Origin of the sequence: Tepidimonas charontis (assembly GCF_007556685.1) — a bacterium.
Classification (GTDB): Bacteria; Pseudomonadota; Gammaproteobacteria; order Burkholderiales; family Burkholderiaceae_C; genus Tepidimonas; species Tepidimonas charontis.
Window position 1 is genome coordinate 20,335 of record NZ_VJON01000015.1, and the last position, 23,990, is coordinate 44,324.

Genomic DNA, 23,990 nt, shown 5'->3' on the forward strand with positions numbered 1-23,990 from the left:
ACGGCGATGCTAGCACGGTAGCCGCGACCCCAGCAGCGCCTCGCGCACGTGCGGCAACTGGCGGCGCGAGACCTGAAGCCGCTCCGCGACCCCATCGAGCCGCACCACCCAGCCATCGAATGCCTCATCGGCGCCCTGTGGCATCTCGTGCACACGCTCGAGCGCGCGCACCCGATCACGCGCCACCAATGCGTTGCGGTGAATGCGCAACCAACGCTGCGGCTGGCTGCGCTCGAACTGGTGCAGCGAGCCGTCGTAGATGTAGCTACGCGCGGCCGTGCGCACGGTCACGTACTTCCACTCCGCCTTCAGATAAATCACATCGTCCAGGGGCACGCGCTCGGTGCGGCCACGCTCGTGAATGATGAGCGCGGCAGCCGCAGCGCCCGCTGGCGCCTGCGCTGCACCCGCGTCACGCTCCGCACCGCCGACCGATGCCGACGCTGGGCGCCAACGCTGCGCCTTGTCCAGCGCCTGCTGCAGACGCTGCCGACGCACCGGCTTGGTCAGATAATCGACTGCGTCGAGCTCGAACGCGTGCAGTGCATGCTCGGCATGCGCCGTCACGAACACCACCGCGGGCGCGGGGTTGCGCTGACGCACCAACTGCGCCAGCGCCAAGCCGTCCATGCCCGGCATCTGCACATCCAGCAACACCACGTCCCAGACCTCGCTGAGCAGCCGGGCGTAGGCGCTGCGCGCGTCGGCCGCCTCGCCCACCTCGACTTCGGGCGTCAGCTGCGCCAGCATGTCGCGCAGGCGCTGCCGCGCCAGTGCCTCGTCATCGACCACCAAAACGCGCAAGGCCATCGCTGCTCTCCCCGCCCTGGTCGGGACGCCCTACCGGACCGCCGGCTAGAATCGCCCTATCCGCATCCCGCTTGGTCGATGTTATACGACGCCGGCGTCGGCTCGTCTACCCGCGTTCGCCGTCTGCCGGCATCCGGGCGCGCCACCCCCTCTCGGTAGCGCTGCCCGTCGTGTCATTGGCTTGTCTCATCACACCGCCCTGCACCATGTCGCCCAACCAGCTCGACGCCAAGTCCCAAGCCTGGTCCGCCCTGTTTTCCGAACCGATAAGTGAGCTGGTGCAGCGCTACACCGCCAGCGTCTTTTTCGACCGCCGGCTGTGGAAGGCCGATATCCAGGGTTCGCTGGCGCACGCCGAAATGCTGGCCGCCCAAGGCATCATCAGCGCTCAGGACTGGGCCGACATCCAGCGCGGGCTGCAGCAGATCGCGCACGAGATCGAATCTGGCACCTTCGAGTGGAAGTTGGCGCTGGAGGACGTGCACCTGAACATCGAGGCGCGCCTGACGCAGTTGGTGGGCGACGCCGGCAAACGGCTACACACCGGCCGCAGCCGCAACGACCAGGTGGCCACCGACGTGCGTCTGTGGCTGCGCGATGAAATCGACGGGCTGCTGGCGCTGTTGCGCGACCTGCAACGCGCGCTGCTGGAAGTGGCCGAGCAGCACGTGGATTCCATCCTGCCGGGCTTTACCCACCTGCAGGTGGCGCAGCCGGTGAGTTTTGCGCATCACCTGCTGGCCTACGTGGAGATGTTCGCACGCGACGAAGAACGCCTGCGCGACGTGCGCCGGCGCACCAACCGGCTGCCGCTGGGCAGCGCGGCGCTGGCCGGCACCACCTACCCGCTGGACCGCGAGCGCGTGGCGCGCACGCTGGGCATGGTGGACGAGCACGGTGCGCCCCAACTGTGCCTCAACAGCCTGGACGCGGTCAGCGACCGCGACTTTGCGATCGAGTTTATGGCGGCGGCCTCGCTCATCATGGTGCACATCAGCCGCCTGAGCGAAGAACTGATCCTGTGGATGAGCCAGAACTTTGGCTTCATCCGCATTGCCGACCGCTTCACCACCGGCAGCTCCATCATGCCGCAGAAGAAAAACCCCGATGTGCCGGAGCTGGCGCGCGGCAAAACCGGGCGCGTGGTGGGGCACCTGATGGCGCTGCTGATGCTGATGAAGGGACAGCCCCTGGCCTACAACAAGGACAACCAGGAGGACAAGGAGCCGCTGTTCGACACCGTCGATACGCTGCGCGACACGCTGCGCATTTTCATCGACATGATCGGCGGCGAGCGCGACCCGGCCACGGGCGAGAAGTCCGGCGGCCTTGGCGTCAACCGCGAGGCGATGGAGGCCGCCGCCCGGCGTGGCTTTGCCACCGCCACCGATTTGGCCGACTATCTGGTGAAAAAAGGCGTGCCGTTTCGCGACGCGCACGAAACGGTAGCGGCAGCAGTGCGCAGCGCCAGCGCGCGCGGCTGCGACCTGGCTGAGCTGCCATTGGTCGAGCTGCAACAGTTTCACCCCGCCATCGGGCCGGACGTGTTCGAAGCGCTGACGCTGCGCGGCAGCTTGCAGGCGCGCAACACCTTAGGCGGCACCGCCCCGGCGCAAGTGCAGCGCCAGCTCCAGCGCCACCGCCAGCGCCTGGGACTGGCGGGCTAAGCACGCCGGACAGCGGGCGTAGGCGCGTCTTCAGACGCCGCTTAGGCGCGCAGCAAGGTCGGTGCAGAAAAACGCGCCCCAGTCACAGGCACCTTTGCAGAGCGGCTCAGGTCAAAGCCGCTTCGGCACACAGCGGGGGCGTCGCGCACACAGTCGGCTGCACCAACTCGCGGTAGTAGTTGGGCAGCGCAAACAGAGCGTGGTGCACCTCGGCGTTGTAGTAGCGCAGATCGGGCAGCGCCGCCACCCGCTGCTCCAGCGTCACCGCATCCAGCGCCCGCGGCTGCAGCGACTGCGACGCGATGGCAAAGCCCCAGTAGGCGCCGTACAGCGGAATGTAGAGCCCGAACGGGTGCACCTGGGCGAACACGCGGCGCAGCTGAGCCACGATGTCGCGTACCTGCTCGGGCTCGAACACCGGGGTGCCCGTGTGCAACACGATCGCCGCGCCCGGATTCATGATGCGTGCCAGCGAACGGAAAAACGCCTCGGTGTAGAGTGAACCCGCCGGCGTCTCCGGATCGGTCAGATCGAGCAGGATCAAATCGAACCGATCGCTCGTCTCGGCCACATAGGCCAAGCCATCGCCGATGCGCACCTGCAGGCGCGGGTCGTCGAAGACGCCACGGTGTACCGCGTGCAGATGCGTCTTGGCCACCTCGACCACCGCGGCATCGAGCTCGGCCATCACCACCCGCTCGACGCTGCGGTGCTTGAGCACCTCCTCAGCCGCTCCACCGTCACCGCCGCCGATGATGAGCACGTGGCGCGGCGCGCCGTGCGCCACCGCCGCCGGATGCACCAGGCATTCGTGGTAGAAAAACTCCTCGCGCTCGGAGGTCATGAAGTGGCCGTCGATGCGCAGGGTCAACCCAAAACGGGGGGTGCGCATCAGTTCGATGGTCTGGTACGGACTGCGGCGCGCCAGCACACGCTCTTGGCTGGTGTAGCCATAGACCGCATCGCCGGCGTCGTTGAGCGACTCCAGAATCATCTCGGCGGGCGGACGCTGTTCGCCGCCGCGCTGCAGGCGGTGGATTTCGCTGCGCCCGGGCTCGAACGCGGCGACGATCTCGCGCAGCAGCGCTTCGGCCTTGGCCGAATTGTCGGTGGTGAAGTTGCAGACGTAAACGTCCAAGGTGACCGCGCGCCGCTCGGGCCACGTGTGCACCGCCAGGTGCGACTCGGCCAGCAGCAACATACCGGTGACGCCACCGGGCTGCCCGTTGTAGGGCGGAAACGGATACCACTTTTCGTCGACCAAGGTCAGCCCCACGTCGATCGTGTGGCGCCGGCACAGCTGCGCTAGCGCCGCCGCATCGGTCAGCAGACCGTCGGCCCCTCGGCAGTCGTACAGATCAGCCGTCAGATGAAGCCCTTGCATGGCCCAATCCCCCATCCAATCGTGTGAAACCACCAGACCGAAGCGGCCTGGACGAAAAGCCAACTATTCTACCGCAGTCGCGGCCGCCCGATGTGTTCTGGCTACCCACACAGCACAGCGGTGAGACGCTTCCGATGCCAGCGGCGAAGAACGGGCCAGCGCGCGAGGCGCAGTCGCCGCAACCCGCCGGCGAGCGCTGGCCAAGCAGTGAGGCGGCGTCGATCGCCGCTTCCAAATGAAAAGGCGGCCCATCGGCCGCCCGCTCATAGCGATCTCACCACGCTCGGCGCACACACCGAGCGCAGCGCCGCCTCAACGAAAGCGCGGCTGCGGCTTGGTCGCCAGCTCGCCCTGCACCGTGGCCAGGTAGTTGGCCAATTGCTTGAGTTCGCTCAACGAAAACTGCTGCACGATGCCGCCCATGATAGGGTTGGCACGCCCGATGTGCGGATTGCCTTGCACGGCGTAGGACTTCAGCGCCACGTAGAGATAGTCGGCATGCTGGCCCGCGATCTTGGGGTAGCTCGGATCGATGGGCTGGCTGAAGTTGGCGCCATGGCACGACGCACAGGCGCCCTTCTCCAGCAGCGCCGCCACCGCAGCCGATGCAGCACGGGGCTGAGCGGGCGCCGTGACACCGGCGTTGTGGCCGCTGTAAAACGCCGCCAGATCGGCGATATCCTGGTCACTCAGGGAACCAGCGATCCCGCGCATGGTCGGATGTTTGCGATCGCCCTTGCGGTAGGCTTGCAACGCTGCACTGATGTATCCGGCGGATTGCCCCGAGATCATCGGTACTTTATGGATCTCGGGAAAGCTGTTTTGGTAGCCCGGAATACCATGACAGCCGATGCACATCGCCGCCTTCGACTCGCCGGCCTTGGCGTCGCCGGTCACGCCCTGGGCATGGGCGGCAACGGCCAGCGTCGCGCTTGCGACAACGGTGTGGAGGAGCAAGATCTTCATTCGGTTCATGTTGCAAGCACAATCGAAGGGACGTTTGACAAAAATCAACGACAGATTATATAGACTCCCCCGATGGTCCCCGGTCGGGGTCTTCCCTAGCCCGTCTCTACCGCCGAGTCCCCACATCATGCGTTTTACTGGATCCGCTTCCTACGTCGCCACCCCCGACTTGTTGCTGGCCGTCAACGCCGCCATTCGCTTGCAACGCCCTCTGCTGCTCAAGGGCGAGCCAGGCACCGGCAAAACCATGCTGGCCGAGGAGGTGGCCAAGGCGCTGGACATGCCGCTGCTGCAGTGGCACATCAAATCCACCACCAAGGCCCAGCAGGGGCTTTACGAGTACGACGCGGTCAGCCGACTGCGCGACAGCCAACTCGGCGACGACCGCGTCAAGGACATCCGCCACTACATCGTCAAGGGTGTGCTGTGGCAGGCCTTCGAGGCCGAGCGGCCCGTGGCGCTGCTGATCGACGAAATCGACAAGGCCGACATCGAGTTCCCAAACGACCTGCTGCGCGAGCTCGACCGCATGGAGTTTTATTGCTACGAGACGCGCGAGCTGATCCGGGCCCGCCATCGGCCCCTGGTGTTCATCACCTCCAACAACGAAAAAGAGCTGCCCGACGCCTTCTTGCGGCGCTGCTTCTTTCACTACATCCGCTTCCCCGAGCCGGCCACGATGAAGCAAATCGTGGACGCGCACTTTCCCGGGTTGAAGGACGAGCTCGTCGGTGCCGCCCTGCGGGTGTTCTTCGATATCCGACAACTGCCCGGCCTGAAGAAGAAACCCTCCACGTCGGAGCTGCTGGACTGGCTCAAGCTGCTCGCCGCCGAGGACATCGACCCCAAGGCCTTGCCCTCCGACGATGGCAAGCTGGCGGTGCCGCCGCTGGTGGGCGCGCTGCTCAAAAACGAGCAAGACCTGGTCCTATTCGAAAAACTCGTCTTCATGAACCAGCGTAACCGCTGACGCGGCCCACGGTGCCCCATGCTGATCGACTTCTTCTACACTCTGCGCGCGGCCCGGCTGCCGGTGTCGGTGAAGGAGTACCTGACGATGCTGGAGGCGCTGCAGGCCGGCGTGGTCGGCCCCCTCAACCCCGAAGCGTGCTCGATCGACGATTTCTACTACCTGGCGCGCGCCACGCTGGTCAAGGACGAAAAGCATTACGACAAATTCGACCGGGCCTTTGCGGCGTACTTTCGTGGTGTGGAGCAGATCGCCGATTTCACGCAAGAGATCCCCGCCGACTGGCTGCGCCAGACGCTGCAGCGCCTGCTGTCCGAGGAGCAGAAGGCCAACGCGCCGCATCTGGAATGGGACGCCTTGCTTGAGGAGCTGCGCAAGCGCCTGGAAGAACAGAAGGAACGCCACGAGGGCGGCAGCAAGTGGATCGGCACCGGCGGCACCTCGCCATTTGGCCACGGCGGCCACAACCCGCAGGGCATCCGCATCGGCGGCAAAGGCGGCAACCGCAGCGCCGTCAAGGTGTGGGACCAGCGCCTGTACCGCGACTACGACGACTCACAGGAGCTGGGCACGCGCAACCTCAAGATGGCGCTGCGCCGGCTGCGGCGCTTTGCGCGCGAGGGCTCAGAACTGGAGCTGGACCTGCCCGACACCATCCGTGCCACCGCCGCCAACGCCGGCTACCTGGACCTCAAGATGGTGCCCGAGCGGCACAACCACGTCAAAGTCCTGCTGCTGATGGACGTCGGCGGCACGATGGACGAGCACGTCCAACGCGTCGAGGAACTCTTTTCGGCGGCACGGGCCGAATTCAAGCACCTGGAGTTTTATTACTTCCACAACTGCGTCTACGACTATCTGTGGAAAAACAACCGCCGCCGCTACGCCGAGAAGTTCCCGACCTGGGACGTGATCCGCCGCTACAACAAAGACTACAAGCTGATCTTCGTCGGCGACGCGACCATGAGCCCCCATGAGATTTTGCAACCCGGCGGCAGCGTCGAGTACAACAACGCGGAGCCAGGAGCCGAGTGGCTGCAGCGCCTCACCCACGCCTTTCCGCACCACGTCTGGATCAACCCCGAGCCGCAGGGTCTGTGGGCCTACCGCCAAAGCATCGCCATCATCCAGCAACTCATGGGCGGACGCATGTTTCCCCTCACCCTCAAGGGTCTGGAGGAGGCGATGCGGCTGCTGTCCAAATGAGTGCTGCCGAGCGGCACCCGCGGTCGCGGGTACCGCCCAGCGTTCGACGGCCCATGGCGGCCCCCGCGCAAGCGGTGACGCGCGGGTGCTGGCCCACTGGTATGGACTGGTACCGGGCTGTATGGGCCGTTCTGTTGAGTGCCGCCTTGGCCGGTTGCGCGAGTGCCCCCAGCGCCGACGCCGCCCCTCCTGAACCGAGCCCCAGCGCCTTCACGCTCGACATCGATGCCCCGCCTGCGCTGGCCGCGCTGCTGCAGCAACACCTCGACGCGCAGCGCTTGCGCGCCGTACCCGACCTCACCCGCAGCGAGTTACTGCGCATCGAAACGACACTGCCGACACAAGCGCGTGATTTGCTGGCCACCCAAGGCTATTTCAGTCCCCTGATCCAAGTGGCGCTCAGCCCGCCGGAGATACAGCCGCCACGGCTGCACCTGCAGGTGCAGCCAGGACCGCGCACTACCATCGAGGCGGTGGACCTGCGACTGGACGGACCCGATCCTGAACGGACCGAACGCCTCGTGACCGAAGTACGCCGCCAGTGGCGCCTACCGGAGGGCGCATACTTCACTCAGGCGGCTTGGGATGAAGCCAAACGGGAAGCACTTCGGACTCTGCAGCAGCGCGACTTCGCGCGGGCCCGTCTGGTCGCCAGCCGCGCCGACATCGACCCCGAACGCGCTCGCGCCACGTTGCACCTACATTGGGACAGCGGACCCGCCATCCGGCTTGGTCCGGCGCAGGTAGAAGGGGCACAGCGCTACCCCGACGAACAAGCGCTGCGCTGGGCCGAGCGCGCCGGGTTGCGTGCTGGCCTGCCCTACGATGAGACGCTGCTGCTGGCCGCCCAACGGCAACTCACGCAAAGTGGCCTGTACGACAGCGCCTTCGTCCTGTTGGCCGACGACGGTCCGCCCGATGCGCTGCCGGTGCGTGTACAGGTGCGCGAGGCGCCACGCCAGCGTCTTCAAATCGGACTGGGGCTGAGCACCGACAGCGGCGTGCGGCTGAGTGCCGAGTACACCCACCTTCGGCTGCCCGGCTTGGACTGGCGGCTGGATACGCGGCTGCGCTGGACGCAAAAGGACACGATCGTTGGCCTCGAAGGTATCAGCCCGCTCGACGGCCAAGGGTGGCGCCAGCGTCTGGGCTGGCAAGCCGAAGCGCAACGCGACGAGCCGCGCACGCGGACGCAGCAATGGCGCTGGACGCGCGAACAACCGGGCCTGCGGCTGGACCGTGCCCTATTCGTGCAGTGGGACACCTCGACCGAACGCCGTGCCGGTGCCGCCCCTGAACGTGCCAGTGGCCTGGGCGCGGGATGGACATGGACCCGTCGCGCATTCGACGATCTGGACGACCCGCGACACGGCTACGGCTTAGTAGCCGAACTGGGTGCCGGCTGGACCCGAACCCCCGAGCAACGCCCCTACGCGCGCGCACGAGCGCGCGCTCTGCTGCTGTGGTCGCCGGCAGACGACAGCCGGGGGCAACGGCTGGCGTTGACGCTGGAGGGCGGCGCCGTGTGGGCAGCAGCCGGCGCCCGCGTGCCGGCCAGCCTGCGTTTTTGGGCCGGCGGCGACGGCAGTGTGCGCGGCTACGCCCCCCGCAGCATCGGCGCCCCCGGCGACGGCGGCGCGCCACAGGCGGCCCGACTGCTGGCACTGGCCAGCCTGGAATGGCAGCGTCCCTGGCGCCACGACGGCGCCCTCACCCCGTGGGAACTGGCGCTGTTCGTGGACGGCGCGACGGCTGGCGATCGCTGGTCGGCGCGGGAGAGCGCATTGGGCGTGGGTGCCGGATTGCGTTATCGCAGCCCGGTGGGGCCACTGCGCGCCGACCTCGCCTACGCGGTACGGGATCGCCGCTGGCGGCTGCATCTGGGCGTCGGTTTCGTATTCTGATGATGCACATCACCGGTTCGACCCCGTCCGACGCCGCTGAGCCGATACCAGCGCGAAATGTCGATCTAGGCAACGCCCGCGGCCACTTTTGGATGCGCGGCCGCCTGCGCCGACTGGCAGTGGGGATACTGGCGGCTGCTGGCGCCTTGGCCGGACTGCTCCTGGCGCTGCTGATCGCCGCCCTGACCTGGCTGCGACAGGACACCTCACTACCACAGGCCCTGACCTGGGGCCAACGCTGGCTGGGCCCCGAGTGGCAGTTGACCTGGAGCGGCGCACGGGGTCCCTTGGCGGTAGGCGGCGAGATCGACACGTTGCGTCTGGATGGCCCAAGCTTCAGCCTGCACGTGGAGGGCCTGCACTGGCGCTGGGCGGCCGACTTCTGGCCGCGCCTGTGGCGTGAGCGACGCGTGGCCTTGCAGACCCTAGGGGCCCGGATCGTCACTTTACGGCGCGAGCGCGTCCACCCTGATACCACTGGTTTGCCACCGCCGCCCGAGGCCCGCGCACTGCGGCTGCCCTGGCTCGCCGCTCTCCAGGTTCCAATACACCTTACCCGGCTCGACAGCGACGGGGTCACCGTCGAGCAGCTGCAGGCCGAATATCGCTACGTCGGCAGCAACGGCGCTGCTGCCGACCCGACGCCCCCTGCTTCGGCGCACGCAGATGCCTCGTCCCTTGCGCCCACGGCGCAAAACCATAGCGCCGTGCGAGCAGCGAACGATGCCACCACGGTCAGCCACACCCTGGTCATCGAAACTGCGACGGTGCGCCTGACACACCCCAGCGGACAGTTGCGCTGGCGCGGCCATGCCACACTGGCGCTACAGGCAGGGTCACAGGTAACGGTCGCCTTCGATGCAAAGGGGCAGTGGTCCGGTCAACGCATCGGATGGCCTGCACAGGCTGGACCGATGCAGCTGCGCCTCGATGGCCCCCTGCGCACCGACGCGGCCTTGCGTGCGGCGCTGACCTGGCACGCCGAACGCAGCGGTAATGCCCCCGCCATGACGCTGAGTGCCGATCTAACCGTTGCGCCCTGGGCGGCGTGGCCGGTGCGCGCCTTGACACTCGATACGCAGGCGCTGGACCTGGCCCTACTGTGGCCGGGGGCACCACACACCCATCTGAGCGGCACCGCACGGTGGCAACCCGATGCCGACGCTGCCGACGGGACAAGCGGACGACTACGCGCCTCCCTGCGCAACGCCCGCTCAGCCCCCTGGAACCGTGGCGGACTGCCGCTGGACAGCGCCGACTTGATCCTGCGCCACGATGGTTCGACCCTCATTATCGAAGCGCTGCAAGCGCGCCTGGCCCAGGGCCAACTGACCGCGCGCGCCAACGCCGTCCCGCCAGCCGAGGGCAGGCTCACCGTGGACGCCGTCCATACCCTAAGCCTGACGCTACACGACCTCGACCCTGCGCGGGTGTGGGCAGGACTGGATGCCACCCCGTTACAAGCCGTGCTGCAATGGCAGCGAGGCAACACGGCACGGCATTCTGCGGCCGTCCCAGCGACATTCGACGCCTCGTTACGTTGGGGTGCAACGCTGCACGCACACGCGCGCGGCCGTTGGTACCCTGGCCAGCAGGTCACGGGCACGCTGGCGGCCACCGTGCCCGGCGCGCGGCTCGAGGCCGAGGGAGCGCTGCCCTTGGGCCAGCGCCTGCTCGCCTTGCCGCACGGGGGCCAGCTCGCGCTGCGCGGCGATGACCTTAGCCACCTGCGGCGCTGGCTGCAGGACGGTGCTGCGCGCGCGTCCGCCATCGCGCCGGAGCTGGCGCAACGCATCGCCCGCGCCGCCGATGCCGTGCCCGACGGCGATGTGATGGTGCAGGCGCACTGGGGTTCGCGGCTGCCGCTGCGCGACGCTCGCGGCGCCGACCCCTGGCGGCTGATGTTGAGCAGCCACCGACTGCAGTGGCCCCCTATGGGTGACACCCGCGACCGCCCGCTGCGTGTGCAAACGATGCGGTTCGAAGCCACTGGCGAGGGCCACCGCGCTCACCTCCGCGCCAGCGCCACGCTACCGCGGACGCCACGCACACTGCGACTGGCGCTGCCCGACGCCACCGTTGCGTGGAGCGGCGAAAACCCGCACACGGCCCGCGTTTGGGCCAACGACGTGCCGCTGCTCGTGCATGCCGGCGACGCCTCGGCGCAGCTGAGGCTACAGCATCTGGTGTGGGAAGCCGGCGTGGTGCAGCTTGCGGGACAAACCGGCTCCCTGCCGCTGACCCCATGGCTGGCCGCCCTGGGGTTCGAACCACCCGCAGATGCCGCCCTGCAGCCCGATGCGTCCTTTGCCTTAGGGGCGCAATGGGACGTGACCCTGCCGCTGACCGCAGAGGCGGCACGACGGACCCGCCCGCATCTGGCCGTGACCTTGCAACGAAACCATGGGGATGTGTGGCTGCGCGCGCTGACCGAAGTCGAGCCGGCACCCGCGGCAGGCTTGCGCGAGGCCTTCGCGCACCTACGCTGGGACGGCGCCACAGCCCAGGCCCGGCTGCGCTGGGATAGCCGCCTGGGCGGTGACGCCGACATTCAGCTGACGCTGAACTGGCCTGCCTCCCACCAGGCGACGATGGCTACCCTGCCCTGGCTGCCGCCGCCTGATGCGGCCGTGCGCGGCACGGCACGCCTGCGCACACCGCCCCTGGCGGTATTGACCCCTTGGTTGCCCCCCGGCTGGCGTATCGATGGCCAGCTCCAAGCCAACGTCGCCATCAGCGGTAGCTGGAGCGAGCCCGATTGGAGTGGCGCCCTCACCGGTGACGACATACGTCTGACCCAACGAGCCGATGGCATCGACTGGCGTGTCAGCCCCCTGCGCGCCACTGTGGCCGACCACCGGTTGACCCTGCAGGCGCTGACGCTGCGCACGGCTGCCAACGACCCAGCCGATGATATCGGCGGCACGCTACAGCTCAGCGGCTGGGCGCAATGGGATGCCGAAACCCGTACACCGCGCGTTGCGCTGACCGCGCGCGCGGATCGCTGGCGCCCACTGGCACGTGTCGACCGAAGAGTCGTTCTGAGCGGCATGCTCGACATGCGTGCGCAGCAACGTCACCTCGACCTCGGTGGTCAGCTGCGGCTGGATACGCTGCGCTGGCTGCTACCGAGCGAGGACACGCCGACATTGAGCGCCGACGTCGTGGTGCGCGGGCGCACGCCATCCGCCATGCCGTCCCTATGGCCCGCTGGATGGACCGGGTCCGTGGACCTCGGCATCGATCTCGGCGCCGATGCCCGTATCAGTGGCCGTGGGCTGGACACCGGTTTACGCGGAACGCTGCACTGGCGGCAGCGCGACGACCTGGCCCCACAACTGGTCGGTGAAGTGCGCACCGTGGACGGGCACTACCGCATCTACGGCCAGCGTTTGACCCTGACGCACGGGGTATTGCGTTTCAATGGTGCCATCGACAACCCCGCGCTGGACCTGTTGGCAACCCGAACCGCATCCCAGCAAACCGTGGGCGTCGCCGTCACGGGCACGGCGCAGGTACCGCGTGTGCGCCTGTACGCCGATCCAGCCCTGCCCGAGACCGACATCCTGGCCTGGCTGATATTGGGCCGCCCCCTGAGCGGCGCCGGCGTCGAGGCCGCGCTCGTGCAGCGTGCCGCCTTGGCACTGCTGAGTGCCCGTCAGGGTGGAAGTCCCTCACTCCCAGCCCGCCTGGGGCTCGACGAGCTCAGCGTCGACACCGGTGGTCCCCAGGGTGATGGCAGCGTGCGCGCGGCATCGGTATCGCTGGGAAAACGCCTCTCCGATCGGCTTTACCTTGGCTACCAGCGCAGTGTTTTTGGTTTGGTGGGTACGGTGTCGGTGCTGTACGACCTCTCCCGCCATCTGACATTGCGCGCCCGCGCGGGCGACGAGCAAGGCGTGGAACTGCTCTACCAGCGCCGCTACGATTGAGTGCCGCCGTGAACGCAGCCCCCTGCGGATGCATGGACCGCGACAACGGCCGCGCCTGTCACGGACAGCGGGTGGGTGATAATTCGGACTGCGTGACCCGCCGTAGTTCAATGCGTCGCGCCAGTCGTAAAACCGCACTGCGGTAGCATTTTTGGTAGCACTGGGCCACAGCGGCTAAGAAAAAGAAAAGCCCGGCTAGCGCAAGCGCTTAGCCGGGCGGCACAGGACAAGCCGCAAGCGATCAATCCGAGTGCGCAGACAAGTTCATCAACTCGCGCCTTACCGCATCGTAGGCAGCCGTACATCGCTCGACGGCAGCGCGTAGTCGGTCAGCGTCGGCAGCGATCCGGACAAGAACTTCCGCATCATCTCGGTATAGCCTTGCGCCGGTGCAGGCGGCAAGTCCAGCTCCAGCGCTGGCGGAATCGGGCAGGTGTGCGCCACTGGCGGGGCGCTCGGGGCGGTGGCGCAGGCTGTCAGCCAGGCGGTCACGATCAGCGGCGACAGCCGCCAGGCGCGCGCGGTATGCGGTGCGGTCAGCATCAATCGTTTCCCTCATCTTCGTCTCGACCTCGATGCGGCGCTCCAGGGCCCTCGATGTCGCGCGAGCGACCTCCACTCGCTCGCGGTGCCATTCGGCGGTCACGGCCGCTTCGCCGGTCGCGCGTCCAGTCCGGTAGGCCAGCACACCCACGGCCGCGCAGGCAAGAGCCGTCACAGCCACCCGGCTTAGCACAGTCGTCATCCAGCCACTGTTCACCAACATAATCAATTCCAGTGCTCATAGGCAAGGTACAGAAACCGCAGAACGCCAAGCCACACAAACAACAGCGCCACAACAGGCAGCGCAACCGCCACTACCAAACAATTTACGACGACGCGCGCCACAGATCAACCCACGGGCCGAAAACAATCATCCAGAACAACACCGGCCACAACACCATCATCACGGCGTCTCTCCCATACACGTCCGGCACTCCGCTTGTCTGCGCTTCACAAGTCCAGGCAATTCGCGCCCGCCTGCACGTGTCCACTTCAACAACTCTGCGCACGCTCCAGCATAGTCGGGCGGTTGTTGCTTGAGCTTTTTCACCAGTGTTGACTTGCACGCTGCACCAATACCGACGTTGTATGCCCATGAAACGTATGCGTCCCATTCGCCTTTTGTCAGCGGCACATCGCCGATACACGCTGCCAGCTCACGCGCAATGCGATTCGCATCAGCTTGTAGAACAACCAAAGCCCTAACAGGATCGAGCCGATCACCTTTTTGTACAGGGCGACCATCTGGCATCCTGGTGGTACCAAACCCTACCGTCTGAACTCCGGTGCCGTCATCGTAGCTGCGCTCACGATACCCCTCGTAACCGGCGATAGCAGCAAGCGCGTCTGCGGTGACGCCGATAACCCCCCATTGACGCGCGGAAAGCCTCATCAGAACACCCCCGCTTTACCGGCCACAAACATAACCGCTGCCGTAGCAAGCGCCCACAATGCAGATTGAACCCACTCCGTCGCTTTGGCCTGCATCGGCTCGGCCACCTCCAGACGGCGCAAGCGCTCGTCGAGCTTTTCCAGCGATTGCGCGATGCGATCTATAGCGGTAGACGCCGCAGCCTGTCTTTCCTCTACGAGAGCTAGCCGAGTCACAGCTTCACTCATCCGTTCAATGGCCGCGCGCATAGCGTGCTGGTCCTCACGGATTCGCTGGATGTGATGCGTTATTCGTTCAAAACGAACGACTTCATCGGCTTGTTTGGCGATGGAGTGCAAATCATCAGGATCGACCATAATCATCCTCTATAAACGCTCGGCAACTGCGCCCGCTGAACCTCTGAAAGCCACGCTTTGTAGCAGTGGTCTTTTTCAATCGGTCGGAACAGCAAATCAACTAGCGGTCTAAAAACCCTGCCAGCGATTTTGCCCTGCTGCTCCATGCGCCAGGCGGCCGCGCTGATGGTCTCATCAGGATGCCCGCGCCCGAGCGTCAGCAGCACCCACGCAAGCTGATCGAGCGCGATCAGGACGTTGATGATGCGCTGCTGGACGCCCATCGTCACACCTCCACGCGCAGCGTCTGCGGCTGCTCCTGCGCGCCGAGGCGCAGCGTCAGGTCGAGCGTGACGTGGCCTGGCGTGTCCATCGTGGCTGCCACGCGCAGCACGCGCACGCGCGGCTCCCAGCGCTGGATGGCGTAGGCCACCTCGAAGTACAGATCGGCCAGCCACTGCGCGTTGACCGGTCGGTCGATCAGGTCGCGCAGGCGGCTGCCGTATTCCGGGCGCATGATGCGCTCGCCAGGGTAGGTGGTGACGATGTCGAGGATCGACTGGCGCAGATGGTCGATGCCGTCGATGGGCCGCGCGCTTCGCGCTGACAGGCCGATCCAGCGTTTGAGCGCGGCGATATTCGGCGCCCGCCGCGGGAGGATGTCGATCAGGCTGATGTCGCTCACTGCACTTCCTCAATGATCTCGTCGATCAGGTCTTGACTGGCGCGGCCGCCTTCGGACGGCGGCACGCACTCGATGCGCGTGCGCAGGCCTGACGCATCCAGCGTGTGCTCGGCGCGCTGAACGACCCACTGCCCGCCGACAGGATCGGATAGCCCAGTCACGAGCACGTGATGACCCGCCAGCAGGCGTGTGTCGCCCGGCAACTCAAGCGTCAGGCTGCCGCTTGAGCGCCGCAGCTGGCGCAGGCGGGCGGCGGCGGCATCGCGTGCGGCGCGCTCGTCTTTGGCGTCGTGGCGCACCTCCATGACGGGCGCATCCGGGTGCTGGCCGTCGCCGACTTCCACCGGCACGCGCCGGCCGGTGTCCGGGTCGTAGTAGTGGCTCCTGACCTTGCTGTACTGGCTGCGGCTGTTGCTGGTGTAGTCGTAGCGCGTGATCTGCCGCGCATCCAGCCGGTGCAGCGCCGGGCGCCATGGCTGCGGCTCGCGCGCCGGTGGCAGGTTGCCCGCGTGTGGGCGCAGCGTCAGGCGCTCGCCGTCCAGCCGCAGCACCCAGTCGCGCGCCCTAGCCACGCGCGTGAGCAGCGCCATGTCGCTCTCACCCTGCTGGTCGATATGGCCGATGGGGATGTGGGCCGCGTCCGGATGGATGTGGGGCTCGAGACCCTGGCGCTCGGCGATGCGCCGCGCAAGCTTGTCCAGCGTGTCGTCGTCGCCGGCATCGATGCGCGGGGCTTTGACCGATGTGCGCACCATGTCCGCGCCCTTAGCGGAAAACGAGATGGTCAGCGGCGGCCCGGACAGACGCACTTCGTCCACCACGAAGTCGCCGATGGTGGGCACGGGCGGGCGCTCCAGATACCCCAGCAGCAGGCGCAGCCGGTCGCCAGATGCCGGCAGCTGGATGCGCTGGCCGCGGTCGTCGAGCTCGACTTCCAGCGTGTCGCTGGCCAGCCCTTCGGCGTCCACGACGGTCAGCCGTGTCACGCGATCCATCAGCGTGTCGGTGAGGTCGGCGCCGTCCACGCTGAAGAGGTAGAACACCGGGCGCATCAGATGATCCTCGGCGCAGGCGTTGCGCGCGCAGGCGCGGGCGGCATGGCGATGGACGTGCGCGCCGGCAGGTTGACCGGGTCGCGCGCGGCCAGGCCAGGATTGGCCTCCAGCACGCGCTCGACGGCGCGGCCTGCGAGCGTGCCATACCAGCGATAGCAGATGAGGTCGAGGCGCTCGCCGTCGCGCTTGACGGTGTAGGTGGGCATCATGCGGTGTCCCTCGCGTAGGCGGCCAGCGTGAGGCGAAAGCGCTGCTCCAGCGGCGCGCCGGATGGGCCGATGACCGGCTGCTCTTCCTCCAGGCCGGTGATGACCCACTCGCCCAGCACGTCGCCGTAGCCGGTGGTCAGCATCAGCGGGCGCGCGGCGCTGCCGTCTTTGAGCGCGGCATCGGCCAGCTCTCGCATGGCCTTCATCTGCTGCAGGCCGCCGCGAAAGGCCGGCAGGATGACGCCTTCTATCGTGATCTCGTCAGTGCCGCGCCCGGTGAACTGGCGCGCCGGCTCGCTCCACAGCCGATCCTGCGCCGGCCAGCGCCACTCAGTGCGGCGCGAGAGCGACTGGTAGGCGGCGGTGTCAACGGCGAAGCGGAACACCTGCGCGCCGTCGCCAAGCGTCATGAGCACATCCATCAGGCCATTCCTCCATCAATGAGCGCGGCGCGGCGGGCGAGCTGCTCGCGGCGGCCAGCCTCGGCCAGTGCCCGCTCGACCTCGCGGCGCACGGCGGCGGCGACGTCCTGCGCGGCTTCGGGGCTGGCCGGGCCGTTGAGGTTGACGGTGATTTGGATCGGCGCAGCGGGCATGCCGCCAGCAGTTGCAGCGCCTGCTGAGCCAAGCGCCATCGCGCCGGCCGCCATCGGCACCGCAAGCGCGCCGGCCGCCATCGGCACCGCAAGCGCGCCGGCCGCCATCGGCACCGCAAGCGCGCTGGCCACCGTGCGCATGGCCGCCAGAGGCCGGCCGGACGAGCGCTCGATGCCAAGCTGCAGGCCACCCATCAGGTGGCCGCCAAGCTCGGCAAAGACACGGGACGGCGAGCGGATGCCGAGCTTGTCCTTGAACCAGTCGGCAATGTTGCTGCCGATGTTGCTCACGCCCTCTTTGAGGGCCGCCCAGCGCTCTCGCATACCGGCGAGTAGCCCGTCGATGATCTGGCGGCCAATGGCGAGCATCTGGCCAGGCATCGCGCTGATCCACTGCCAGGCCGAGGAAAATGCGCCCTTGACCGTCCCCCACACGGCGGCGAGCTTCGGGCCAATGGTCTCCCAGTTGCGCCAGACCAGATACGCCGCCCCGGCGATGGCGGTGAGCGTGAGGCCAATGGGGTTGAGGAGCACGGCGCGCCCAAGCCACAGAATAGCCCGGCCCGCCACCCCGGCGGCCGAGGCAATTGCCGAGCCGACCGCGCCCGCCATCACCGCAAGCTTGCTGCCCCCGGCGGCAAGCACGCCGCCCATGCTGATGACGCGCGCCAGCGCGCCAGCGGCCATGCTACCCAGCGCCGCCGTGGCCCTGCCGACCGCCGTCTTCAACAGCGTCACCGCCATCGTGACCTTGCCAAACGACAGCGAGAGCCCCATCACGCGGGCGGCAGCCGAGGCGACGCTAAACGCGCGCATGGCGGTGAAATAGCCGGCCGCGGCAGCCCCTAGGGTGACCAGTACTTGCGTTGCGCGCGGGAAGGCGTCCATGAGGCCGCTCACCCACTCGAGCGTGACTGCACCCGCGCCGAGCAGCGCGTCGGTCACTGGCTTGATAGCGCGCCCGATGCGCGAGGTGAGTCCTTCCCAAGCCACCGCCAGCCGCTTGGTGGCCGATTCGGTGGTGTCGATGGCGTGGGCGAAGTCCTCGTCGAGCGGGTTGCCTTGGAGCGCTTCGCGGGTCACCTTCTGCTGCAACTCGCGGTACATGAGCGCAGCGCGGATGAACTTGGCCGCCTGCATGTCGGTAAAGAGCTCGCCCAGGCCGTGCGCCTGTTGCAGCTCGGCGATGGCGGCTTGCGCATCGGCGTCCGTCCCCTTGGCCAGCTTGGTCATGAGCTCGCCTTTGCCCTGACGCTTCATGTAGGTCTCGATCAGCTTCAGGGTGGCCCCGACGGCGTCATAGCCCTTGGCTACGAGCCGCGCCTGATCGTGCGCCAGATTGCGGCCGGTCAGGTCTTTCCAGCGGTCGGCAAACTCCCGGCTGGTGACCTTGGCGAGGAAGTTGGCGAAGTTGGTAGCGGCCTCCTCGGCGGTGCCCGCGCCACGGCGCGAAGCCTGCAAATAGCCCACGCCCTGGGCCAGGCCCTTCTCGCCGCGCAAGCCGATGGCGGCCAGCTGCGGGGCCAGCGAAGGCAGGTAGCGGGTCATGTCGGGGATTTCGAACTCGCCCAGCTTGCCGCCGGTGCCCACGATGTTGAACGCGCGCCGCGCGTCCGCGATACCCAGCGTGTCGCGAGCCACCAGTGCCAGCGCGGCCATGTCCTCGGTGGTGGCGCGCCACGCCTTGGCCGCACGGGCCACTTCCGGCATCATGCGGCCGAACTCGGCCACATCCGACACTCCGCCGGCCGCCAGCCGCGCCATGCCGGTGCGCACCTCCTCCAGCGACAACCGGGTCTGGCGCGCCGTCTGCTCCACGATGGAGCCAAGCCGTGCCTCATCCGTCGTGCGCGCCACCCCCACGGTGATGGCGATGTCGCGCAGCGCCGCTTCCGAGCGCGCCTGGGCCGCCACCACGCCGCGTGCGGCCATGAGGCTGCCGCCTGCGGCCACCAGGTCGGTCCAGCGCGACTGCAAGTCTTGCATGGCGAGCTTGCGCATTTCGGCGCGCACCCCCTCAACCTGCCGGCGCAGCACGGCCATGCGCCGGATGGTCATGTCGGTGGCCGACTGCGCACGGCGGCCAAACCAGCTCACGCTGTCGGCCAGCGTGCGATACTTGGATTTGACCTCATCCTGTCGGCGCTGCAAGATGCGATAGGATCGGTCGGCCTCGCTGGCAATCGACTTGATCGCACCCGATACCGCCCCGGCCCCGACGGCACTCAGAACGATTTTGACGGAGGTATCCATGGCCCTGTCCCGGCTGGTCTATCGCATCGACAACGCGGTCATCAGCCCCGAGCGGCTACTCGGGGCGGCGTGGACGCTCAGTGCCTTGCTCGCGCTGGCCATCGCCATCGCCTTCGGCGAGCCGATGCCGGGGGCGTGGTGGGAGCAGGCCCTGCTATGGACGGCGGCCTTCATCCTGCTGGCATCCATCCTGCTTGTGCCGGTGTTCTCCGCCCTGTGGCTGGCGCTGCGCATGGCCAGCGCCGCGCTCATGGCCGCCTCCATCGTGCTGGAGCCAATCATCGAGCTGTGGCGGCTGATTGCCGCTCGGCCACCGCGCGCGCGGCCTTGAGCCAGCGCGCCGACTCCGCCAGCGGCATCGCCAGTGCTTGCGGCAGACTCAGGCGGCACTGCTGGCACAGCCACAGCACGACCTCGCGCGCGGCCTGCTCGCTCAAGGCAAAAAATCCTCACCCGACAGCTCATCGAACGCCTTTTGCAGCCGCTTCACATCCCGCAGTGGCAGACGGCGGATCACCTCGGGCGGGGTCTCGGTGAGCGAGGCAAACAGCAGCACATCGCGCTCGGCCTCGTCCGCCGTGCGGTTGCGCCGGGCTGCAATGATGTCGTCCCACACCGGCTCGCGCATGGTGATGTAGCCGACCTTCGCCCCATTGATTTCGATGGGGCTTGAGAGCTGCACGCGCACGGTTTGCGGTGCCATGGTTGCAGGTTGTTGATCCATTCAATCCTCCTTTTTCGCCCGTTTGCGGGCCGGTTTGTTCGCATTCGAGGCGACGACTTCATCAGGCTGGCTGGCGCCGGTGACCGCATCGGGCAGTCGCACGATGCCGCGCCGGGCCAGGGCCTCGGCGGTGGCGGCATCGAGCGTGAGGGTGTCGCCAGCGGCGAGGTGGCGGCCCGGCAGCCACCAGCCGCCCACCAGCACGGTGACGGTCACGGTGTCCATGTCACACCCCCAGCGCGGCGCGCACGGCCTGCAGCTGATCCTGCCCGTTGATCACGGCCACCATGTTGACCGGGTCGAGCTCGTGCAGCGTGCGGCCTTCGATGTCCAGCTTGTAGTAGTGGCACATGGCCGTGATCTTGAGGTCGGAGGCCTCGGTGGGCTTCCACGCGTCCGGCTCGAAGGCCAGCACCGCGCGCAGGGTGATCTCGATCGGGCGGCAGGTGCCGTCGTAGTCAACCAGCGCGCCGGTAAAGCGCAGCTGCACCAGCCGCCCGGGCACCACGGCAAACTGCGCCAGCACGTCGGGGTCGTAGCCGGTAAGGGTGAAGGAGCATTCCAGCTTTTCCACCGCGCCCATTGGGACGGCGACTTCTGCCCCCATGCCGCCCGCCTTGTACTCGCGCACGATGGGGGCGAGTTTGGGCGGGGTGAACTCCGTCACGCGGCCCAGGTAGCCTTTGCCAGCCACGAAGGCGTTGAGGTTGGCGAGAATGTGCTGGATGGCCATGATCGTCTCCTATCAGGCGGCAAAGAGCTCGGCGGCGTAGTCGGCCACCAGGTGCGAGCGGAAGGTCACGCGCTCGGCGGGCGCGGGCGGCGTGAAATCGAAGTCGAAGTACACGCGCCCGGCGGCGATGTTGGCCGGGCTGTTGAGCTCATCATCCAGCCAGCAGCGCCCGCCCAGGATGGCGCCCACGCTCTTCAAGTGCCGCAGGTAGGCGTTGACCGACTCTTGCACATCGCGCACATAGGCCTTACCGATGGCGCGGTCCACCGCCCACAGGTGGGCCTGCAGCAGCGACTCGTGGATCATGTCGGCGGTGCGCCGCACCGACAGAAACGCCCACTTCGGGTCGGACGAGCAGGTGCGGTTGCCCCACAGGCGGATGCCCTGCTCGGTGATGAGTGTGGCCACGCCGGGTTCGTTGAGCAGGTTCGCTTCGGAGTCCACGCGCCCGAGGCCAAAGTCGATCGGCCGCGCCGGGCGCTCGATGCCCAAGAGCGGGTTGTTCGATGGCGAGTGCCAGAACCCGCGCTCGTTGTCGATCTTGGCGATCAGCCCGGCCACATGGGGGCTGACCGGCACCACGTCGCCATCGGCCACCGCCCAGGGGTCGATGAGGTAGGCGCGGCTGGAGTCGAACTGCGCGCGGTAGGCGATCGCGGCGGCCGTCGTGCTGTTCGGCCCGTCGATCAGCGCCACGGCGCGGAGTTTTTCCGCCTGTGCGATCAGAGCGTCAGCCACCAGCTTGTACTGCGTGAAGCCCGGCACCAGCAGCACGCGCGGCACCACGCCCAGCACCGAGCGCGCGGTCTCCAGCGCGGCGATGCCGGTGCGTGCGCCGCTGCCGGTGTCGATGCCGCCGACGACGGCGGCCAGGCGCTCGTCGACAGTCGCGGTGGATGGATTGTCGGCCACATCGGGCACGCGGATGACGACGATGGGCGGGGCGTAGCCCTGCGCGTGGATGGCTTTGATCGCCTGCGGCAGCGTACCGGTATTGCCTAGGCCGGCGGCGCTGCGCGGGGTGGCGACCAGCACCGGCGTGTTGAGCGGAAACACCGACGCTTGCGCGTCGGGCGCTGTGCCGACCAGCCCGATGACGCTGAATCGAGCCGTCTGAATGGGTCGCAAACCGTCGTCGATCTCGATGACCTCGACGCCGTGGTGAAAGGCGGTAGGCATGATGTGTCCTCCTGGTCAGGTGGGGTTGGGTGGGGTGAGGATGGCTTCGGCGCGGCCCGGCGCGATCAACCCAGCAATCTCCAGCGCCTGGACGCCAGCCACGGTGGCCGGGTCGGTCAGCACGATGCCTTCGGCGGTCTGCCACTTGAGCAGCGCGGCTTTGAGTGCAGGCGAGGTGTCTGCCGCCGCGACGATAGACTGCATCTCCTCGTCCGTGAAGCGGCGCAGGAACTCCAGCCGTGTCAGGCGCTGCGGGATGGCGCGGTCAGCCTCGGTCACGGCAAACTGCACCGCCTGCACCGCCTGCACGTCCAGCGCGGCCTCGACCTCGGCCTCGCAGCGGTTCGACGCGCGGCGAATCGCCTCGCGCTCCAGAAACACCTCTTCGACGGTCTCGCCGGGCAGCCCCAGCCGGTCGCGCTCCTCGGCGCGCTCGATGCGCCATTGCAGGGCGGCGATCAGCCCAGCTGCTTGGCGCTTGATCTCGGCAATGCGGGCGGTCTTGGCGCGGGCTAGCGCCACGGTTTCATCGGCCACGATCTCGCCCTCATCCGAGAGCGACAGGATGGACAGGTCATCCGGCAAGGCATCCACCTCCACCACCAGGCCGCCGCCATGCCACGGCCCCTCGACCGCGCCGATGCAGGCGCGTGTGGCTTCGTCGAAAATCAGCTTCATTGCTCACCCCCTTAAGCCGCCAGATAGGCGATTTCGTAGCTGTTGTGCAGGTAGTACTGGATCGTGGTGTTATTCACCGGTCGCAGCGCGTTGTCGTAGACGTGCGGCAGCGTGGTTCTGTTGATAAGGTTGTTTGTCGATTGCCCATTGGTGGCCGTCCAGCTGCTGCCGCCGATGCGGATGTATTGGCCGTTGGTCGTGCCGTCGCCCCAGCCGGCCTGGTTGGCGGTCTGCCGGATGCGCACCAGCAGGAAGTTGCCCGTGACCAGCGTAGCCGGGTTGGTGCTCCAGCTGCCGCCGGAGTAGGTGAACTTGGTGGCTGCGGCGTAGAGGATGTCCAGCGCCTGCGCGTTGGCGTTGATCGCGCTGATGGCGGTCGAGGACTGGCGGATCGCCGCCAGCGCGGTTTGGCTGGCCACCACCGCCTGCATCGCCGTGCTGCTGGCCGCCACCGCCGTCATCGCCGTGCTGCTGGCCGCCACCGCCTGCATCGCCGTGCTGCTGGCCACCACCGCCTGCATCGCCGTGCTGCTGGCCGCCACCGCCGTCATCGCCGTGCTGCTGGCCGCCACCGCCTGCATCGCCGTGCTGCTGGCCGCCACCGCCTGCATCGCCGTGCTGCTGGCCACGACCGTGTTCCACGCTGCGCTGTTCGCCAGCAACGCACTCATCGCCGTGCTGCTGGCCGCCACCGCCTGCATCGCCGTGCTGCTGGCCGCCACCGCCTGCATCGCCGTGCTGCTGGCCACGACCGTGTTCCACGCTGCGCTGTTCGCCAGCAACGCACTCATCGCCGTGCTGCTGGCCGCCACCGCCTGCATCGCCGTGCTGCTGGCCGCCACCGCCGTCATCGCCGTGCTGCTGGCCACGACCGTGTTCCACGCTGCGCTGTTCGCCAGCAACGCACTCATCGCCGTGCTGCTGGCCGCCACCGCCTGCATCGCCGTGCTGCTGGCTGCCACAGCCTGCATCGCCGTGCTGCTGGCTGCCACAGCCCGCATCGCCTCGGGGCTGGACAGGATGCGCTCGAAGGTTTCGCGGTTGGCGGCGTCCTGCAGCCAGGTCTGTAGCTGCCCGCCGCTCATCAATTCGAGCAGCCGCAGCGCCGATGGGCCGATCAGGTCGGCCTCGGCGATGGCGGCCGCCATTTTGTACAGCGCCCCGGCGGCGAGCAGCTCGTTGGTGGTGGCGGTACTGATATTGACCGCCGCGAGACGGTTTTCCGCCTCAGTCAGGTAATTGTTGCGAAACTGGGTATAACTCATGGCGA

The 23,990-nt window shown here is 67.6% G+C and carries 25 protein-coding genes; 6 read left to right on the forward strand and 19 right to left on the reverse strand.

Annotated elements, in window-relative coordinates; all coding sequences use genetic code 11:
* Positions 1-9: 9 nt before the first annotated feature.
* Entirely contained in the window at positions 10-810 is an 801-nt protein-coding gene (locus Tchar_RS06070) for a LytR/AlgR family response regulator transcription factor (RefSeq protein ID WP_144328174.1), read from the reverse strand.
* Between the two features lie 206 nt (positions 811-1,016).
* Here Tchar_RS06070 and argH point away from each other — a divergent pair, with 206 nt between their 5' ends.
* Positions 1,017-2,477: an argininosuccinate lyase gene (argH, locus tag Tchar_RS06075; RefSeq protein ID WP_144328175.1), complete on the forward strand. Its 1,461-nt coding sequence runs from the start codon at positions 1,017-1,019 to the stop codon at positions 2,475-2,477.
* Between the two features lie 106 nt (positions 2,478-2,583).
* On the opposite strand, the gene speE is transcribed toward argH, so the two are convergent.
* Entirely contained in the window at positions 2,584-3,861 is a 1,278-nt protein-coding gene (gene speE, locus Tchar_RS06080; protein WP_144328176.1) for a polyamine aminopropyltransferase, read from the reverse strand.
* A gap of 312 nt (positions 3,862-4,173) precedes the next feature.
* A complete protein-coding gene (locus Tchar_RS06085; RefSeq protein ID WP_236640299.1) occupies positions 4,174-4,827 on the reverse strand; it encodes a c-type cytochrome in 654 nt (217 codons plus the stop codon).
* A 127-nt stretch (positions 4,828-4,954) separates the two neighbouring features.
* Between Tchar_RS06085 and Tchar_RS06090 the strand changes: the two genes are divergently transcribed.
* From Tchar_RS06090 to Tchar_RS06105, 4 genes are all read left to right on the forward strand, one after another.
* A complete protein-coding gene (locus Tchar_RS06090) occupies positions 4,955-5,797 on the forward strand; it encodes an AAA family ATPase (protein WP_144328177.1) in 843 nt (280 codons plus the stop codon).
* Positions 5,798-5,815: 18 nt separating this feature from the next.
* Entirely contained in the window at positions 5,816-7,003 is a 1,188-nt protein-coding gene (locus Tchar_RS06095) for a vWA domain-containing protein (RefSeq protein WP_144328178.1), read from the forward strand.
* A gap of 134 nt (positions 7,004-7,137) precedes the next feature.
* A complete protein-coding gene (locus Tchar_RS06100) occupies positions 7,138-8,907 on the forward strand; it encodes an autotransporter assembly complex protein TamA (RefSeq protein ID WP_161595460.1) in 1,770 nt (589 codons plus the stop codon).
* On the forward strand, positions 8,907-12,839 hold the full coding sequence (locus tag Tchar_RS06105) for a translocation/assembly module TamB domain-containing protein (protein ID WP_144328180.1): 3,933 nt from the start codon (positions 8,907-8,909) through the stop codon (positions 12,837-12,839). Before Tchar_RS06100 ends, Tchar_RS06105 begins: the two co-directional genes overlap by 1 nt.
* 279 nt (positions 12,840-13,118) lie before the next feature.
* Here the strand turns inward: Tchar_RS06105 and Tchar_RS06110 are convergent, their stop codons facing one another.
* The 9 genes from Tchar_RS06110 to Tchar_RS06150 all read right to left on the reverse strand — a co-directional run bounded on the left by Tchar_RS06110 (position 13,119) and on the right by Tchar_RS06150 (position 19,406).
* The gene (locus Tchar_RS06110; protein WP_144328181.1) at positions 13,119-13,382 is read right to left on the reverse strand and encodes a hypothetical protein; all 264 of its coding nucleotides are present in this window, start codon (positions 13,380-13,382) and stop codon (positions 13,119-13,121) included.
* A gap of 403 nt (positions 13,383-13,785) precedes the next feature.
* Complete coding sequence (locus Tchar_RS06115; protein WP_144328182.1) at positions 13,786-14,274, reverse strand: lysozyme; 489 nt, start codon at positions 14,272-14,274, stop codon at positions 13,786-13,788.
* A complete protein-coding gene (locus Tchar_RS06120; protein WP_144328183.1) occupies positions 14,274-14,630 on the reverse strand; it encodes a hypothetical protein in 357 nt (118 codons plus the stop codon). Before Tchar_RS06120 ends, Tchar_RS06115 begins: the two co-directional genes overlap by 1 nt.
* A 2-nt stretch (positions 14,631-14,632) precedes the next feature.
* Positions 14,633-14,893, reverse strand: a complete 261-nt coding sequence (locus Tchar_RS06125; protein WP_144328184.1) for a hypothetical protein — start codon at positions 14,891-14,893, stop codon at positions 14,633-14,635.
* 2 nt (positions 14,894-14,895) lie between these two features.
* On the reverse strand, positions 14,896-15,294 hold the full coding sequence (locus Tchar_RS06130; protein ID WP_201739315.1) for a GPW/gp25 family protein: 399 nt from the start codon (positions 15,292-15,294) through the stop codon (positions 14,896-14,898).
* Complete coding sequence (locus Tchar_RS06135; protein WP_144328185.1) at positions 15,291-16,346, reverse strand: phage late control D family protein; 1,056 nt, start codon at positions 16,344-16,346, stop codon at positions 15,291-15,293. Before Tchar_RS06135 ends, Tchar_RS06130 begins: the two co-directional genes overlap by 4 nt.
* Positions 16,346-16,555 carry a tail protein X gene (locus tag Tchar_RS06140; protein WP_144328186.1) on the reverse strand — a complete coding sequence of 70 codons (210 nt, stop codon included), beginning with the start codon at positions 16,553-16,555 and terminating at the stop codon, positions 16,346-16,348. The genes Tchar_RS06135 and Tchar_RS06140 overlap by 1 nt, the downstream gene beginning before the upstream one ends.
* Positions 16,555-16,980, reverse strand: a complete 426-nt coding sequence (locus Tchar_RS06145; protein ID WP_144328187.1) for a phage tail protein — start codon at positions 16,978-16,980, stop codon at positions 16,555-16,557. Before Tchar_RS06145 ends, Tchar_RS06140 begins: the two co-directional genes overlap by 1 nt.
* Positions 16,980-19,406, reverse strand: coding sequence for a phage tail tape measure protein (locus Tchar_RS06150; RefSeq protein ID WP_144328188.1), 2,427 nt, complete (start codon positions 19,404-19,406; stop codon positions 16,980-16,982). The genes Tchar_RS06145 and Tchar_RS06150 overlap by 1 nt, the downstream gene beginning before the upstream one ends.
* On the opposite strand from Tchar_RS06150, the gene Tchar_RS06155 reads away from it, so the two are divergent.
* Positions 19,405-19,737 carry a hypothetical protein gene (locus Tchar_RS06155; RefSeq protein WP_132963603.1) on the forward strand — a complete coding sequence of 111 codons (333 nt, stop codon included), beginning with the start codon at positions 19,405-19,407 and terminating at the stop codon, positions 19,735-19,737. The genes Tchar_RS06150 and Tchar_RS06155 overlap by 2 nt on opposite strands.
* Here Tchar_RS06155 and Tchar_RS13725 read toward each other — a convergent pair.
* The 7 genes from Tchar_RS13725 to Tchar_RS06185 are packed head-to-tail and all read right to left on the reverse strand — an operon-like array spanning position 19,685 to position 23,985.
* A complete protein-coding gene (locus Tchar_RS13725) occupies positions 19,685-19,843 on the reverse strand; it encodes a hypothetical protein (RefSeq protein WP_161595461.1) in 159 nt (52 codons plus the stop codon). The genes Tchar_RS06155 and Tchar_RS13725 overlap by 53 nt on opposite strands.
* The gene (locus Tchar_RS06160; RefSeq protein ID WP_165902871.1) at positions 19,840-20,109 is read right to left on the reverse strand and encodes a phage tail assembly protein; all 270 of its coding nucleotides are present in this window, start codon (positions 20,107-20,109) and stop codon (positions 19,840-19,842) included. The genes Tchar_RS13725 and Tchar_RS06160 overlap by 4 nt, the downstream gene beginning before the upstream one ends.
* 21 nt (positions 20,110-20,130) lie before the next feature.
* Entirely contained in the window at positions 20,131-20,355 is a 225-nt protein-coding gene (locus Tchar_RS06165) for a hypothetical protein (RefSeq protein ID WP_144328189.1), read from the reverse strand.
* Position 20,356: 1 nt separating this feature from the next.
* A complete protein-coding gene (locus Tchar_RS06170; RefSeq protein WP_144328190.1) occupies positions 20,357-20,863 on the reverse strand; it encodes a phage major tail tube protein in 507 nt (168 codons plus the stop codon).
* Between the two features lie 12 nt (positions 20,864-20,875).
* Complete coding sequence (locus tag Tchar_RS06175) at positions 20,876-22,042, reverse strand: phage tail sheath subtilisin-like domain-containing protein (protein ID WP_144328191.1); 1,167 nt, start codon at positions 22,040-22,042, stop codon at positions 20,876-20,878.
* A 15-nt stretch (positions 22,043-22,057) separates the two neighbouring features.
* A complete protein-coding gene (locus tag Tchar_RS06180) occupies positions 22,058-22,720 on the reverse strand; it encodes a hypothetical protein (protein WP_144328192.1) in 663 nt (220 codons plus the stop codon).
* Between the two features lie 11 nt (positions 22,721-22,731).
* Positions 22,732-23,985 (reverse strand): hypothetical protein, encoded by a 1,254-nt coding sequence (locus Tchar_RS06185; RefSeq protein WP_144328193.1) that lies wholly within the window; start codon positions 23,983-23,985, stop codon positions 22,732-22,734.
* Positions 23,986-23,990 lie beyond the last annotated feature (5 nt).